The following is a 14,494-nucleotide window of genomic DNA, read 5'->3' on the forward strand; positions in this document are numbered from 1 at the left end:
GTAAAATGAAGAAAAATATGACAAAAATAGACGAACATCTTCGAAACCGTATGAGAATAGTCATCTGGAAACAGTGGAAAACCAGTGAGAAAAGGATGTGGGGGTTAAAGAAACTTGGCGTACCCGAATGGATGGCAAGACAATCCGTAGGATTTGCAGACCATTATCAGGCGGTAGCAAAAACAGCCGGACTTCGCAAGATAACAAAAGAAATCCTCGCAAAGCGAGGACTCATTAGTTGTTTAGATTATTACATGAATTGAACCGCCGTATGCCGAACGGCACGTACGGTGGTGTGAGAGGGAGGAGAAAGTCCTCCCTACTCGATTTCTATAATTTAAAAGTCCAAAATGAAGTTGTAGAAGAGTATTTCAAAAATACAGCCTATTATTTTGAAAAACTTTCTCGTAAGTGTAACATATGTATTGACAACTAAGAACACTTAAAATCCTTTAATATTCATTTTGTAGACAGTAGACCTTGATTTGTGGTATAATTAATCTTATTAAGTATCCTTTTATAGGAGGTGGATTATGAAGAAGAGATTGTTAACCATAGTAGTTTTGATCAGTATGATCTCATTGAGCGGTTGTGGTTTTAGCGAATCTGGTGAGTTGATGAGTGATGCCAGAAAGTTTATAGAAGAGGGACAATATGACAAGGCAATGTCTAATCTATCTAAGGTAATATCAGAAGATGAGTCCAACACAGAGGCTAGGGGAATGTATTATCAGGCCCTTAAGTTAAAGAAGGCAGTTATACATGATAGTAGAAAAAATTATGATTTGGAAATAAAGGAGCTAAATGACTTATTGAACGACGATAGTGGTTCAGCCAAGGTAAGAACACAGGCTGAGACTATGCTCGAAAAGGCTCAAAAAGCATACGCCAACCAAAAAAAGGCGTCAATAACAAGAAAAGAAAACGCCAAGAAGTCTGCAGAAGAGAATAAAAATAGGTATGCGTCTAGTTCTACGTATTCTAGTAAGTATGGCAATTATTTTAGAAATAAAACTAATACATCAACTAATGATGGAACAGCAAGCAGTGGTAATTATGGTAGATCAAGCCAGTCAAGTCAATCAAATAATTATGGTACATCAAGTCAAAATAGGTATGGCACACAGTCAAACCTAAGCGGCAACAATAGTGGCTATGTAAATCAGTCTGGTAGTCATACTGGAACTACTCAGGGCAGTGGTTCAGCAGGGACTGGTTCTGGAACTGTTCAGTCAGGTAATGGATATTAAGTAATAAAATCTTAAATTGTTAAAATAAGGTTGGCTTTTAGCCAACCTTATTTTACGAAAATATAGAAGAGTAGCCGTCTGTAGCTTGTTAATTTAGAAAGTAAAGGTGGAATAATGAGGATAAATAAGTTTATTGCAGCGAGCGGTGTTGCATCAAGGAGAAAGGCTGAAACCCTGATTTTGGAGGGCAGAATAAGGGTAAATAATAAAGTAATAAAAGAATTGTCTTACCAAGTAGATGAAGACCTTGACCAAGTTACTTTTGACAATAAGCCTATAAGCGTTAAGGATGAAAAGTTAGTATACATAATGCTCAACAAGCCTGAAGGATATATAACGTCTGTAAAGGACCAGTTTGATAGGCCTAGTGTAAGTGACCTTACAAGTGATATTAAAGAGAGGATATATCCTGTTGGTAGATTGGACTATGAGACAAGCGGTCTACTACTTATGACCAATGATGGAGACCTAACATACAAGATTACCCATCCAAAGCACGAGATGAATAAGATCTATATAGCATCTGTTAGGGGCATTATTACTGAAGAAGAAAAGTATGCATTTGAGAATGGCCTAAAAATAGAAGACTATATAACAGCAAAGGCTAATTTGAAGATACTTAAGACAGACACAAATAAGAACTATTCTGTATGCAAGGTGACAATTCATGAGGGCAAAAATCGTCAGGTAAGAAAGATGTTTCAGGCCATAAATCACCCTACAATGAACCTTAAAAGAGTTCAAGTTGGAAAGATTAACATTGGTGATTTAGAGCTTGGAAAGTATAGAAAATTGACAAAAGAAGAGATTGAGTATTTGAAAAAAATATAGGTTTTAATTGCAATTCAATTGATTGAAAAATGCCTATTTATGTTGTATAATATTTAATGTAGATAATGAATTTTAATGGGGAGTGTAAACATGGATAACAGATATGATACATACACTGATGATGTTGAAAAAAAAGAAAACAGTTTAATGTCCTTGATGAAAGATAGGTACAAGACAATGAGTAAGGGGCAAAAGTTACTGGCCCAGTATACCCTTGATAACTACCAGAAGGTTGCATTTATGACAGCTTCAAAGCTGGGAGAAACAGTAGGTGTCAGCGAGTCTACCGTAGTTAGATTTGCGAATGCATTGGGCTTTAGCGGTTATCCTAAGTTTCAGGATGCACTCCAGGAACTAATTAAAACTAAGCTTACAACTGTTCAAAGAGTGGAAATGGCCAACAATGACTACTCAAATAATAGTATGATACTGGAGAACGTGTTGAAAGACGATATAGAGAATATAAAGCAGACTATGGATTCTCTTAGGCAGGAATCATATGAGGATGCTGTAGATACAATATTATCTGCGAGAAAGCTATATATTATGGGACTTAGGAGTTCTATCTATGTTGCCAAGTACCTAGGCTATTATTTAAATTATATCCTAGATAATGTAGTTATAATTAGGATGGATATGGGTGAGCCGGTTGAACAGATGATTAAACTTTCGTCTGAAGATGTATTGATTTCAATCAGTTTTCCTAGGTATTCAAAGAAGAACCAGCAAGTTGTAAGATTTGCTAAAGAAAGAGGGGCAAAGGTAATAGCCATTACCGATACAATAAATGCTCCAATTGCCAAGGTAGCAGACGTTGTTGTTACAGTTAAAAACAACATGGTATCCTTTATAGACTCATTGGTTCCAGCATTTTCTGTTGCAAACGCCATAGTAGTTGGTGTAGCAATGAAGGAAAAAGAAGATATAAAGGCTTATTTCAAAGAGTTGGAAAAAGTTTGGGAAAAATTTGAAATATATGAATAAGGATTCAATAACCCAATATGTAGTGTATTGGGTTATTTTATACTTAAAATTTTGATTAGTTAATTAGGTTATTAGGAGGATATAAATGAACACATATTATTTAGTTAGACATGGTCAGACTGAATGGAATACTCAGGGAAGGACTCAGGGGCATGGTAACTCACCACTTACTGATCTTGGAGTAAAGCAGGCTGAAAATCTTGCAAAGGCGATAAAGAAGTACCCAATTGACCTTATATATTGTAGTGATCTTGGTAGGGCTGTTCAGACAGCAGAGATTGTAGGTCAAAATCTTGGGATAGATGTTAAACCTACAAGCAAGTTAAGAGAGATGGGATTTGGTATATGGGAAGGCATGAAGTTAACAGATATTGAGGCAGAGTATGCGGATATGTTCGCCATATGGAGAAACCAACCAGACAAGTTGATGGTTCCAGGCGGGGAGATGCTTAAGGATATAAAGAAAAGACAGGATGACCTATTAGAAGAACTAAATACTAAGTACCAGAACAAGCATATACTACTAGTATCTCATTCTGTTACAGTTAGGGTGATGCTACTTAGTATGTTGGACTCAGATATATCTAATATATACAGGATCAAGCAGGATAACACAGCAATTAACATTGTAGAATATAAAGACTATGGTCCAGTAATCAAAAAAATAAACGATACATCCCACCTAGTGACAGGTGATGACGTAAACCAAGTAAAGTCTGCCTTGGAGTAATTTAAATGCAAGAGTTTAAGAAAGAAAAGAAGATATATGATATACTTATAGTAGGTGGTGGACCTAGTGGGATTATGGCCGCTTTGTCGGCTAGAAAAGTGTCCAAAGACCTGTCTATAGGTATTTTGGACTCAAATACAAGTTTGGGTAAAAAATTAAAGCTTACGGGTGGTGGTAGGTGTAACTTTACCAATAACGAATATATAGGAGACTTTTTTGATAAGATAGTTACAAATGATAAGTTCCTATATTCAGCCCTGTATTCATTCACCAATGAAGACCTAAAAGATCTTGTAATATCTTTAGGACTAGACTATATAGTTGAAGAGGATAACTACAATAAGGTCTATATTGGCTCAGGTAGGTCTGAGGATTTTATAGTTGCTTTGACCGACAAACTTATAGACTCAGATGTGGCTATTTACTATAACAAGAAGATATTGGATATCCAAAGAATAAAACTAGGAGACAAGACTCAAAATACATTGGTAGATAATCCAACAGATAAGTTGGAGGATATCAAAAGTGACTTTCAAAATACTTGCTACTTTTTGCAGGCATCTAATGGCCAGGTATTTTACTCTAGATCTGTAATACTTGCGAGTGGTGGCAAGTCCTTTAAAAACACAGGTTCTGATGGTTCCGTTCTAGATATTCTCTCAGATATGGGCTACGATATAATTGATCCAAGACCAGGTCTTGTTCCTATCAACCTAAGAGAGTCGTGGTTTACATCCATGGCTGGTATATCATTTAAGAATGCAGTACTGGAGTTTGACTTTGGATATTGTAAGGTCAAAAATAAATCCAAACACTCAAGGTCAAGAAGTATCTGTGGAGATATAATAATCACCCATGAGGGCATTGGGGGTCCGGCAAGTCTTAAGATGTCTTCTCTTATAAATAGACTAGATTTTAAAGATGAAAACATTATGAAGTTAGATTTGATGGGGGATATACCTAGTCAGGACCTATACCAGAAGATCCTATTAAGTCCAAAGCAAGTGCTTGCTACAGTCCTTAGAAGATACTTGCCTAAAAGATATGTAGCTAAAGTTATAGATGAATTAGATGAAAAATATCCTGATCTTAAATTTAATTTCAAGAAGGATAAACTAGCCAATATGTCAAAAAAGGACTTTGAATATGTCCTTTTATATACAAAGAATATTCACCTAAGGGTAGACGGTATCATGGGAATTGAAGCTGCTACAATTACATCGGGTGGCGTGTCTGTAAAGAATGTAAATCCATCTACAATGGAGTCTAAAATAGACAAGGGGATATACTTTGCAGGAGAAATGCTAGATGTTGATGCCTTCACTGGTGGATACAATCTACAAATAGCCTTTTCTACAGGTTATTTAGCTGGTATTAGTGCAGCAGAGAATTTACAAAGCGATAAATAAGCAAAAATAAAGCTAGGGGGTATAATATTATGACTAACATCATAATTGCTATAGACGGACCTGCTGGAGCAGGCAAGAGCACCATTTCAAAATTGGTAGCGACTAAGTTGGGGATTAACTATATAGACACAGGTGCTATGTATAGGGCCCTAACTCTTAAGTGTATTGAAAATAATATAGATACAGAAAATGAGACAGATGTTGTTGCAATGTCAAATCAGTCTGATATTAACTTTGAAAATAACACAATCTATCTTGACGGAAAAGATGTATCAGCCTTGATTAGATCACAAATTATCAATAAAAATGTGTCTAATGTAGCCAAAATTAAAGATGTAAGACTTAAAATGGTTGAAATACAAAGGATGCTAGGTTCAGACAAGGATGTAATACTAGATGGAAGAGATGTAGGTACTCATATTTTCCCAAATACAAAATTCAAGTTTTTCTTGAATGCTAGTCCTGAGGAAAGGGGCAAAAGAAGGTATGAAGAAATGGTTTCAAAGGGAGAAAATGTGGTATTAGAAGATATTATAGAGGATGTAAAGAGAAGGGATAGCATAGATTCAAAAAGAGAATTTGCACCTCTAATAAAGGCTGATGATGCAATTGAGATAGACTCTACTAATATGTCTATACAAGAGGTTGTGGACTGTATTGTCAGTATAGTAAATAAGAACAGGCAGGTATAGGATGAGATTATATAATTTTGTATGTTCCCTATTAAGGTTTTTAGTAGCTATATTATTTAGGTTTGAAGTAGTAGGAGCTGATAATATACCAGATGAAGGTAAATATATAATAGTATGCAACCACAAGAGTTGGATTGATCCTATTTTTATGATGGCTGCAGTAAGAAACAGAAGGATAATACCAGTAGCAAAAAAGGAACTATTTGATGTTCCAGTACTTAAGAACCTTTTAAATAAGATGGAAGTTATACCTATAGATAGGGCAAATCCTAGTATGTCCACTGTTAAGGCCATACTTAGCCAGATAAAGCAAGAGAGAGTCTTAGGAATATTTCCAGAGGGTACAAGGGCAGCTAGAAATGAATTTTTGCCAGCCAAGCCTGGTGTTGCACTTTTTGCTATAAAGTCTAAGGCAGATATTATACCTATGTCTCTTGTCACAAGATATAGGGTATTTTCAAAGGTAAGAGTAGTTATAGGTGAACCTATAAGTATGGAAGAGTACAGAAATAGGAAGGTGACAAAGGAGGAATACCCTCAGATAGCGCAAGCTATGATGGACGTGGTTGAAGTTAACTACGATTTAAATAAGGAAGGAATAATGTAGATATAAGAATCTTGTATCTACGGCTGAGGATTAGATATGAAGAAAATATTGATAGCGGACGATGCTGGTTTCTGCTTTGGTGTAAAGAGGGCTATGAACATAGCTTGGAATGAAGTGACGAGTGCTGAAAATGAAAAGATATATGCCCTAGGTCCATTGATACACAACAAGCAGGCAGTAGCTAAGTACGAAGAAAATGGTCTGGTTACAGTTGACGAGATAGGTCAAATTGAAGACCAGAGTTCAAAGATGATAATAAGGTCGCATGGTGTGGCTAAGAAGATATATGATGAGGCAGAAGATCATGGTTTGGAAGTTGTAGATACTACTTGCCCATTTGTCAAAAAGATACACACACTTGCCAAGAAGGCTTATGATGAGGGCAAGCAGGTTATAATACTTGGTGATGCCTCTCACCCTGAAATAATCGGTATAAACGGTTGGTGTCAAAACTCTGCCATAATATTTAAGACACTAGAACAATTTAAAGAAATTGACCTAGACAAGTCCAAGGAATACCTAGTTGTTTCCCAGACTACTATGAACGAAAAAGAGTTTGAAAAAATCGTTGAATATATAGAAAAACTAGATATGAATATAAATATTGAGAATACTATTTGCTCTGCTACAAGAGTAAGACAGAATTCTGCAAGAAAGATTGCCAGTCAGGTAGATGCAATGGTTGTAATAGGTGGAAGACACAGTTCAAATACCCAAAAGTTAGTCAAGATATGTTCTGAGTCAGTTGATACCTATGCAGTTGAAACAAAGAAAGAGCTGGAAGGTGTAAGTTTTGACACTTATGAAATCATAGGCGTCACAGCAGGTGCATCTACTCCGGATTGGATAATTGAAGAGGTTATTGATTACCTATCTAGTTTATAGTTGGGAGGTATAAAATGGATAATAAAAAGAAACCAAATGCTAATTTCCTATGGTTCTATGGTGTTTTATTGGTTATGACACTACTTATGAACGGCCTATTAATACCTAATTTCGAAAAACAGAGAGTTACAGAGGTCGGATATGGTAGTTTCATAAGAATGCTTGAACAGAAGAAGGTTGAAGAAGTAAAGTTAGAGGACAACAAGATATCCTATATTACTAAGGGTGACAAGAAGAAATATGTAACTGGAAAGCTTGATGACCCTGAACTTGTTTCAAAATTACAAGAGTCAGGTGCCAAGTACGCACAGGATATACCTAGTGGAAACACTATGATTATAAACTTTTTCCTTATGTGGGTTGCACCTTTTATATTCTTGATGCTTATAGGAAGGTTCTTACTATATGGACTTGGTAAACGCATGGGACCAGGTGGCGGTATGATGTCGCTAGGAAAGTCTAACGCAAAACTATATGTCAAATCGACAGGAGTCATGTTTGATGATGTAGCAGGTCAGGATGAGGCCAAAGAAGCCCTAACAGAGATAGTAGACTTCTTGCATGAACCTGCTAAGTATACTGCTATTGGAGCCAAGATGCCTAAGGGAGCCCTTTTGGTAGGACCTCCTGGTACAGGTAAGACCTTGCTTGCCAAGGCTGTTGCAGGTGAAGCTGGAGTGCCATTCTTTTCTATATCAGGATCTGAATTCGTTGAGATGTTTGTTGGTATGGGAGCTTCAAGGGTAAGGGACCTCTTTAAGCAGGCCAAGGAAAAGGCACCTTGTATAGTATTTATAGATGAAATAGACGCTATAGGTAAGAAAAGAGACGGTGCTTTTGGTGGCGGAAATGATGAAAGAGAACAGACCTTAAACCAGTTATTGAGTGAGATGGACGGTTTTGAAAATGGCATAGGTATAGTTATGCTTGCTGCTACAAATAGGCCAGACTCATTAGACAAGGCCCTACTAAGACCAGGTAGGTTTGACAGAAGAATACCAGTTGAGCTACCAGACCTAAAGGGTAGGGAGTCTATACTTAAGGTCCATGCTAAGGATGTAAAAAAATCAGAAGAAATAGATTACAATCAAGTTGCAAGGGCTACATCAGGCGCATCAGGTGCAGAGCTTGCCAATATAGTCAATGAAGCAGCACTTAGGGCTGTTAGGATGAATAGAGAGGGAATCAAGCAGGAAGACCTTGAGGAATCTGTTGAAACAGTCATAGCTGGATACCAGAGAAAGAATGCCGTAATAAGTGAGGAGGAAAAGAGGATTATAGCCTACCATGAAGTAGGACATGCCTTGGTAGCCGCTGCTGGAAAGCATTCAGCACCAGTTCATAAAATCACTATTATACCTAGAACGTCTGGAGCCTTGGGTTATACAATGCAGGTTGATGAAGTAGAGAAGTTCCTTATGACAAAGGATGAAGCTATAGACAAGATTACAACTTATACAGGTGGTAGAGCAGCTGAAGAGGTAATATTCAACGTGAAAACTTCAGGTGCATCAAACGATATTGAAATGGCTACCAAGATAGCAAGAGCTATGGTAACTAGATTCGGTATGGATGAAGATTTTGGTATGGTTGCCTTAGAGACAGTTACAAACCAGTATCTAGGAGGAGACTCTTCACTTGCTTGCTCTCAGGATACATCTAAGAAGATAGACGATTCTGTTATAGCAATCGTAGGAGCTTGTCATGACAAGGCTATAAATATCCTAAAGGATAATATAGAAAAACTACATGAGATATCTGAATACCTTCTTAAAAATGAGACTATTACTGGAGAAGAGTTCATGGATATACTAGATAATAAGTATGAAATTACTCCGGATCCTAAGTTAAGTCATGATGAAGGCAAAGAAAATGACCATATAGATGAAGAACTAGGGAAAGATGAGAGTTTGGTAGATACAAATGAAAGTACTACAGATAAGGTTGATTAACAAATAAAATACAATTAAAACATTAGGGGGCAATATGAGATACGAAACTTTTGAAAAACCGATTGAAGAAAAGGACCTTGTAGGCAAAAACTACGAAGAATACTACAAACCGATTTTTGACCAGTTTAGAAATGGAGAAAAGAAGTCTTTTAACCTATGGGCTATGCTTATTAGCCCTTACTGGTATATTTACAGGAGGATGGTATCTCATGGTGCCCTTGTAATTGGAATACAGATTATGCTACTTATGCTTGCCTATGTTACAAAGAAACCATTATTGATAGGACTATTCTGTCTTAGTTTTCTGGAGTATATTAGGTCAGGGTTTTACGGAAACTATGCCTACTACAAAAAAATACAGTCAAATGTAGAGTTTGGTAATACAGTAGAATCCAAGTATAAACAAAAGTATATAAATGACAAATCTGGTGTTGATTTGCAGATTGCAATCGCCTGGGTGTTTGGATCAATAGCAATAGGATATATTGCCTTGTTTATATAGGAGGAATTATGGCTAAATTATATTTTTACTATGGAGTGGTTGGGTCATCAAAGACAGCCAATGCCTTGATGGTGCACTATAACTATCATGAAAGAGGGAAAAAGGCCCTACTTGTTAAACCAGACTTAGACCAAAGAGATGGTGAATATATACTTAAATCTAGGATAGGTCTTAAGCATAAGAGTGAGCTGATGTCAAACTTCATCAAGTATAGCAATGAAGATATAAAGAAGTATGATTGCATAATAGTAGATGAGACTCAGTTCGCTACTAAAGAAGAAATCGACTTTTTGTCTGATATAGTGGACAAGCTTGGTATACCTGTGATGTGCTACGGACTTAGGACGGACTTTATGAATGAGTTATTCGAAGGTTCTAAGAGGCTGATTGCCATAGCAGATGAAATACACGAAGTAAAGACAGTATGTTGGTGTGGTTCAAAAGCTACTTGCAGTGCAAGATACAATGAAAATGGTATTGTGAGACAAGGAGAGCAGATAGAACTAGGAGCCAATGATAAGTACGTTGCCCTTTGTAGGAAACACTATAAAGAAGGAAACTTTGGACCTGAATAGAATTAAGATTAAAGTTAAAGAAGGCTAGAATATTATATGAATATTATAGCCTTATTTTTTGTGTTATTTACTGATATCTCATTTAAAGGTATTAAAAAGTGGAAGGATATTATAGCTTGATAAAGTAACATTCCCATTGAATTACTATAATTTCAAGTTGAAAGTTAGGTAAAGAATTCCGACTAGCGATAGCGATTTAGGAATTCTCCTAACTAAAACTTAGAAATTATTAATTCAAGTGGGAGTTACAATCAAGCTAAAAATCCTTCCACTAACAGTATCTATTACAAATCAAGCTAAAAATCCTTCCACTAACAGTATCTATTAAATCTCAGCAGATTCTATCAACTTATCCAACAATCCTGAATAATCTATTCCTCTAGCCTTAGCTGACTTAGGTATTAGGCTTGTCTCTGTCATACCTGGTAGAGTATTTATCTCTAGTAGGTAGACCTGATTGTCTTCTGTTATTATGTAGTCGGCTCTCACATAGCCCCTACAGTTGTATATGTCCCAACATGTTCTTGAAGTATTTTCAAGTGTTTTTGCAACTGATTCTTCAAGTTCTACAACTTCTTCTCTTGCTCCATTTGATGTAGAGTATTTTGCTTCGTAGTCAAAGAACTCGTGGTCAGAAGTTATTCTGATTGTAGGGAATACTTCACCATTTAGTATAAATGAAGTATGTTCAATTCCCTTGATATATTCTTCAATCATTACTATATCATCGTACTTCAAGGCCTCAATAACTGCAGACTCAACCTGGTCCTTAGACTTTACAAGGTTAGTTGCAACACTTGATCCTCCTGAATTTGGCTTTATAAATACCGGATAGCCTATTTCATCAATTTTGTCATAGTCTATGGCATCAACACTCTTAACTATTGCCCAATTTGCAGTCTTGACTCCATTTTCCCTTGCTATTATCTTTGTAAAGTTCTTGTCCATAAGGATACCACTTGTAAGTGGGTTACATCCTGAGTAATTTATGCCCATTGTTTCTAGGACAGCCTGTATTGAGCCGTCTTCTCCAAATTTTCCATGTAGTCCAATAAGGGCCAAGTCTATATCCTTGTCCAATTTGAAAATGTCATCCTTGCTATCAATTCTAAAGTCTATAACATCGTATTTATTCTTATCTAAGTTATCTATCATAGCCTTGCCAGAATTAAGAGATACTTCTCTTTCTGATGAGACTCCACCATATAATACTGCGATTTTTTTCATAAATTCAACTCCTTTTTTAATCCATATCTAATTATACACTTTCTTGAAAATGGGTGCAAGCTTTAAAAACTTGTATAAATTCCCTATTTTTGCTATTATATAATTATAGATTCTAGGGAGAAAATATAGATCAAACTAGAATAGGGAGGTAATTATGAATATTGATATAATTTCAGTTGGAACAGAATTATTGCTAGGTGATATAGTGAACACTAATGCACAGTACCTATCTAAGGAGCTAAGTGCACTAGGTATAAATGTATATAGACAGATGACCGTTGGAGACAATATGGATAGGCTCCTTAAGGCCTTTGAATATTCCTTCAAGGACGCCGATATAATCCTTACTACAGGTGGTCTTGGTCCTACTACAGATGATATCACTAAAGAGGGAGCTGCCAAGTATTTTGGTCAAGACCTAGTCCTACATGAACCTTCATGGAAAATAATAGAAGAAATGTGTTCTAAGTTTTCTGGTGGTAAGGACAAGATACCAGCAAACAACAAGAAACAGGCAATGTTTCCAGTAGAAGCCAAGGTAATTCCAAATAGCAAGGGGACAGCACCTGGGGCTATATTTGAAAAGGACGGCAAGAAAATAATTGTAATGCCTGGACCTCCTAGGGAAATGAAGGCTATGTTTAGAGAGAGTGTTCTGCCATACCTAATAGACCATACAGACCATCTGTTTAAGTCAAGATACATAAGACTCTTTGGAATAGGTGAATCAGCACTCGAACTTAAGATACTAGACATATTAAACGAACAGACAAATCCTACAGTTGCCCTTTACGCAAAAGAAGGAGAGGTACTTATACGCCTTACTGCTAGGGCTAAGGACGATGAGGAATGTGAAAGACTTTTAGATGAAAAATTTTGTGAGATAAACGATAGATGCTCTGACTACATATACTTAGTAGGTGATGATACTATATCTTCTACTCAAACAGAGCTTGATAGGGTTGTTGCAGACTTATTATTAAGGAAAGACCTTAGCCTAGCTGTTGCAGAGTCATGTACAGGTGGTATGGTTACATCATCTCTTATAGACCATAGTGGAATATCAAGATGTCTATTGGAAGGCTGTGTTACATATTCAAACCAGGCCAAGGTAAAAAGACTTGGTGTATCTCAAGATACTCTTGATAAATATGGAGCAGTAAGTGAACAAACAGCTATAGAGATGGCGAGAGGCGTTGCGACAAGTCTTGGAGCTGATATAGGTGTTTCCACTACAGGAATTGCAGGTCCAGATGGTGGAAGTGAAGAAAAACCGGTTGGACTAGTATACATTGGTATATATGTAAAAGGAAAAACATATGCCATTAAGAGGATATTTACTGGTGATAGGGCAAGAATTAGAAGAAGAGCTACAAATGAGGCCTTAAATCAGGTAAGAAAAGTATTAATAGATTAGGTGATATGGAGGAGTTTATGATAAAGAATATATTTTGTGACTTGGATGGGACCTTGTACAGGGATGGGATTTCTGACAAGGACAAACAGGCTATAAGGGATGCCAAAGAAGCGGGTATCAAGTTTAATATAGCCACTGGTAGAGTAATAGACCATTCATTGTCAATAATGGAGGACCTTAACTTAGATTCTTATTTAATAGTAGAAAATGGTTCTTATATATATGATAACAAGATGGAGTGTTTCTATAGGGGAGTTTTAAGTGACTTAAGTATAAACAAGATTATAGAAACTTATAATAAATTTGACTTCATTGACCCAAAAGAAGAGGTAATATATTTTAAATATGATGGCAAGGTTATAATGCCTGAGGATGGTTCAAAGGCTGAATACTTAAGTAGGGGATTTTCTATTGACCCTACTATAGTAACTAGACAAGTATATGAATCAAAGGTAGGAAATATAGGAGTTGTCTGTACTGACCCTGAAAAACTGGCCAAAATGATAGGTGAGTTTTCTCTTGCACTTGGACCAGATGTTGAGGTATATGCTTCAAGTGAAACAACATTAAATATTGTACCAAGAGGAATATCAAAGTTTGATGCTATCAAGTTGGTATGCAAAAGAGAGGGTATAAGTCTAGAGGAGGTATCTACTATAGGCGATTCTGCCAATGATATCAGTATGTTAAAGAATGTTAGATACAGCTTTGCTATGGAAAACTCAAGTCCTGCTGTAAAGTCTTCTGCTAGCTTTGAAACTCCTTCAGTAGCAGATGCTATAAAAATGATAATTGATTTAAATGCTCAAGAATAGGGGTATAATATAAGTATACAATATTATTAGTGTTAGCTAAAGTCTTGGAGGAAGGAAAATATGAACTATATCTTTAATTTTAACTTAAATGATTTTTACAAGAACAAGGATGGAAAAAAGATTATAATACTTGGAGTGACACTACTTGCAGTTGGAATCTATTGTTCTACTAGAAAGTACATGGGTATTAATATATTCTCATGGGGCTTGTCACTAGTATTTTTCTATGGGGCGTGGTTGGCACTTAAGGAACTAAACCAGTTGACTAAGTATGCTGCAAAATCCGATATTAGAAAGCAAAGATACTACTTATATGGTTGCCTATTGATGGCTATATTACTTATTATTTGGCCTAAGTGGGTCAATATGGTAGCATCTATTGTATTGGGCATACTGCTATTGTCCATCCAGATAAAGAAATATCTAGATTATAAAAGACATATGTTGCCTTACTATGGCTTGACTGACTTGGTGAAATTATTAGTTGGTTTGATGTTGATAATGTCACCGCTATTTTTGTCAAAGTTTATAGTGGGAATACTATCATTTATAGCAATTCTGGTAGGTGTGTATTTTATCAGTATCGGGATAAAGATAGAAAATGGAAGGTTTTAACAA

At 36.2% G+C, this 14,494-nt stretch carries 16 protein-coding genes; 15 read left to right on the forward strand and 1 reads right to left on the reverse strand.

The window, feature by feature from the left end; translation table 11 throughout:
* The 12 genes from F823_RS0104595 to F823_RS0104650 form a co-directional block, all read left to right on the forward strand.
* Window positions 1-263, forward strand: a 263-nt coding sequence (locus tag F823_RS0104595) for a hypothetical protein (protein WP_019595427.1), incomplete at its 5' end; no start/stop codon positions are given.
* 270 nt (window positions 264-533) lie between these two features.
* Window positions 534-1,250 carry a tetratricopeptide repeat protein gene (locus F823_RS0104600; RefSeq protein WP_002846385.1) on the forward strand — a complete coding sequence of 239 codons (717 nt, stop codon included), beginning with the start codon at window positions 534-536 and terminating at the stop codon, window positions 1,248-1,250.
* 114 nt (window positions 1,251-1,364) lie between these two features.
* Complete coding sequence (locus F823_RS0104605; RefSeq protein ID WP_002846387.1) at window positions 1,365-2,081, forward strand: pseudouridine synthase; 717 nt, start codon at window positions 1,365-1,367, stop codon at window positions 2,079-2,081.
* 90 nt (window positions 2,082-2,171) lie between these two features.
* A complete protein-coding gene (locus F823_RS0104610; protein ID WP_019595428.1) occupies window positions 2,172-3,065 on the forward strand; it encodes a MurR/RpiR family transcriptional regulator in 894 nt (297 codons plus the stop codon).
* An 85-nt stretch (window positions 3,066-3,150) separates the two neighbouring features.
* Window positions 3,151-3,795 (forward strand): histidine phosphatase family protein, encoded by a 645-nt coding sequence (locus tag F823_RS0104615; RefSeq protein WP_002846390.1) that lies wholly within the window; start codon window positions 3,151-3,153, stop codon window positions 3,793-3,795.
* 5 nt (window positions 3,796-3,800) lie between these two features.
* Window positions 3,801-5,204 (forward strand): BaiN/RdsA family NAD(P)/FAD-dependent oxidoreductase, encoded by a 1,404-nt coding sequence (locus F823_RS0104620; protein ID WP_002846391.1) that lies wholly within the window; start codon window positions 3,801-3,803, stop codon window positions 5,202-5,204.
* A gap of 29 nt (window positions 5,205-5,233) precedes the next feature.
* The gene (gene cmk / locus F823_RS0104625) at window positions 5,234-5,896 is read left to right on the forward strand and encodes a (d)CMP kinase (RefSeq protein WP_002846392.1); all 663 of its coding nucleotides are present in this window, start codon (window positions 5,234-5,236) and stop codon (window positions 5,894-5,896) included.
* A 1-nt stretch (window position 5,897) separates the two neighbouring features.
* Window positions 5,898-6,503 (forward strand): lysophospholipid acyltransferase family protein, encoded by a 606-nt coding sequence (locus tag F823_RS0104630; protein WP_002844357.1) that lies wholly within the window; start codon window positions 5,898-5,900, stop codon window positions 6,501-6,503.
* Between the two features lie 36 nt (window positions 6,504-6,539).
* Complete coding sequence (gene ispH / locus F823_RS0104635) at window positions 6,540-7,388, forward strand: 4-hydroxy-3-methylbut-2-enyl diphosphate reductase (RefSeq protein WP_002846395.1); 849 nt, start codon at window positions 6,540-6,542, stop codon at window positions 7,386-7,388.
* A gap of 14 nt (window positions 7,389-7,402) precedes the next feature.
* Window positions 7,403-9,340, forward strand: coding sequence for an ATP-dependent zinc metalloprotease FtsH (gene ftsH, locus F823_RS0104640; RefSeq protein WP_002846397.1), 1,938 nt, complete (start codon window positions 7,403-7,405; stop codon window positions 9,338-9,340).
* Between the two features lie 34 nt (window positions 9,341-9,374).
* Window positions 9,375-9,842 (forward strand): DUF2628 domain-containing protein, encoded by a 468-nt coding sequence (locus F823_RS0104645; RefSeq protein ID WP_002844339.1) that lies wholly within the window; start codon window positions 9,375-9,377, stop codon window positions 9,840-9,842.
* 8 nt (window positions 9,843-9,850) lie between these two features.
* Window positions 9,851-10,417 carry a thymidine kinase gene (locus F823_RS0104650; RefSeq protein WP_002844324.1) on the forward strand — a complete coding sequence of 189 codons (567 nt, stop codon included), beginning with the start codon at window positions 9,851-9,853 and terminating at the stop codon, window positions 10,415-10,417.
* A gap of 324 nt (window positions 10,418-10,741) precedes the next feature.
* On the opposite strand, the gene F823_RS0104655 is transcribed toward F823_RS0104650, so the two are convergent.
* A complete protein-coding gene (locus F823_RS0104655; protein ID WP_002846398.1) occupies window positions 10,742-11,644 on the reverse strand; it encodes a D-alanine--D-alanine ligase in 903 nt (300 codons plus the stop codon).
* Window positions 11,645-11,798: 154 nt separating this feature from the next.
* Here F823_RS0104655 and F823_RS0104660 point away from each other — a divergent pair, with 154 nt between their 5' ends.
* The 3 genes from F823_RS0104660 to F823_RS0104670 are packed head-to-tail and all read left to right on the forward strand — an operon-like array spanning window position 11,799 to window position 14,491.
* Entirely contained in the window at window positions 11,799-13,061 is a 1,263-nt protein-coding gene (locus tag F823_RS0104660) for a competence/damage-inducible protein A (protein ID WP_002846399.1), read from the forward strand.
* A gap of 17 nt (window positions 13,062-13,078) precedes the next feature.
* Window positions 13,079-13,876 (forward strand): HAD family hydrolase, encoded by a 798-nt coding sequence (locus F823_RS0104665; RefSeq protein WP_019595429.1) that lies wholly within the window; start codon window positions 13,079-13,081, stop codon window positions 13,874-13,876.
* Between the two features lie 60 nt (window positions 13,877-13,936).
* Window positions 13,937-14,491, forward strand: coding sequence for a hypothetical protein (locus F823_RS0104670; protein ID WP_002846401.1), 555 nt, complete (start codon window positions 13,937-13,939; stop codon window positions 14,489-14,491).
* The last annotated feature ends 3 nt before the right edge of the window (window positions 14,492-14,494 follow it).

Source organism: Peptostreptococcus anaerobius VPI 4330 = DSM 2949 (genome assembly GCF_000381525.1).
GTDB classification, from domain to species: domain Bacteria; phylum Bacillota; class Clostridia; order Peptostreptococcales; family Peptostreptococcaceae; genus Peptostreptococcus; species Peptostreptococcus anaerobius.

Coding starts and splice junctions, on each gene's coding strand:
- F823_RS0104600 (WP_002846385.1), top strand. CDS start 534: ATGAAGAAGAGATTGTTAACCATAGTAGTTTTGATCAGTATGATCTCA.
- F823_RS0104605 (WP_002846387.1), top strand. CDS start 1,365: ATGAGGATAAATAAGTTTATTGCAGCGAGCGGTGTTGCATCAAGGAGA.
- F823_RS0104610 (WP_019595428.1), top strand. CDS start 2,172: ATGGATAACAGATATGATACATACACTGATGATGTTGAAAAAAAAGAA.
- F823_RS0104615 (WP_002846390.1), top strand. CDS start 3,151: ATGAACACATATTATTTAGTTAGACATGGTCAGACTGAATGGAATACT.
- F823_RS0104620 (WP_002846391.1), top strand. CDS start 3,801: ATGCAAGAGTTTAAGAAAGAAAAGAAGATATATGATATACTTATAGTA.
- cmk (WP_002846392.1), top strand. CDS start 5,234: ATGACTAACATCATAATTGCTATAGACGGACCTGCTGGAGCAGGCAAG.
- F823_RS0104630 (WP_002844357.1), top strand. CDS start 5,898: ATGAGATTATATAATTTTGTATGTTCCCTATTAAGGTTTTTAGTAGCT.
- ispH (WP_002846395.1), top strand. CDS start 6,540: ATGAAGAAAATATTGATAGCGGACGATGCTGGTTTCTGCTTTGGTGTA.
- ftsH (WP_002846397.1), top strand. CDS start 7,403: ATGGATAATAAAAAGAAACCAAATGCTAATTTCCTATGGTTCTATGGT.
- F823_RS0104645 (WP_002844339.1), top strand. CDS start 9,375: ATGAGATACGAAACTTTTGAAAAACCGATTGAAGAAAAGGACCTTGTA.
- F823_RS0104650 (WP_002844324.1), top strand. CDS start 9,851: ATGGCTAAATTATATTTTTACTATGGAGTGGTTGGGTCATCAAAGACA.
- F823_RS0104655 (WP_002846398.1), bottom strand. CDS start 11,644: ATGAAAAAAATCGCAGTATTATATGGTGGAGTCTCATCAGAAAGAGAA.
- F823_RS0104660 (WP_002846399.1), top strand. CDS start 11,799: ATGAATATTGATATAATTTCAGTTGGAACAGAATTATTGCTAGGTGAT.
- F823_RS0104665 (WP_019595429.1), top strand. CDS start 13,079: ATGATAAAGAATATATTTTGTGACTTGGATGGGACCTTGTACAGGGAT.
- F823_RS0104670 (WP_002846401.1), top strand. CDS start 13,937: ATGAACTATATCTTTAATTTTAACTTAAATGATTTTTACAAGAACAAG.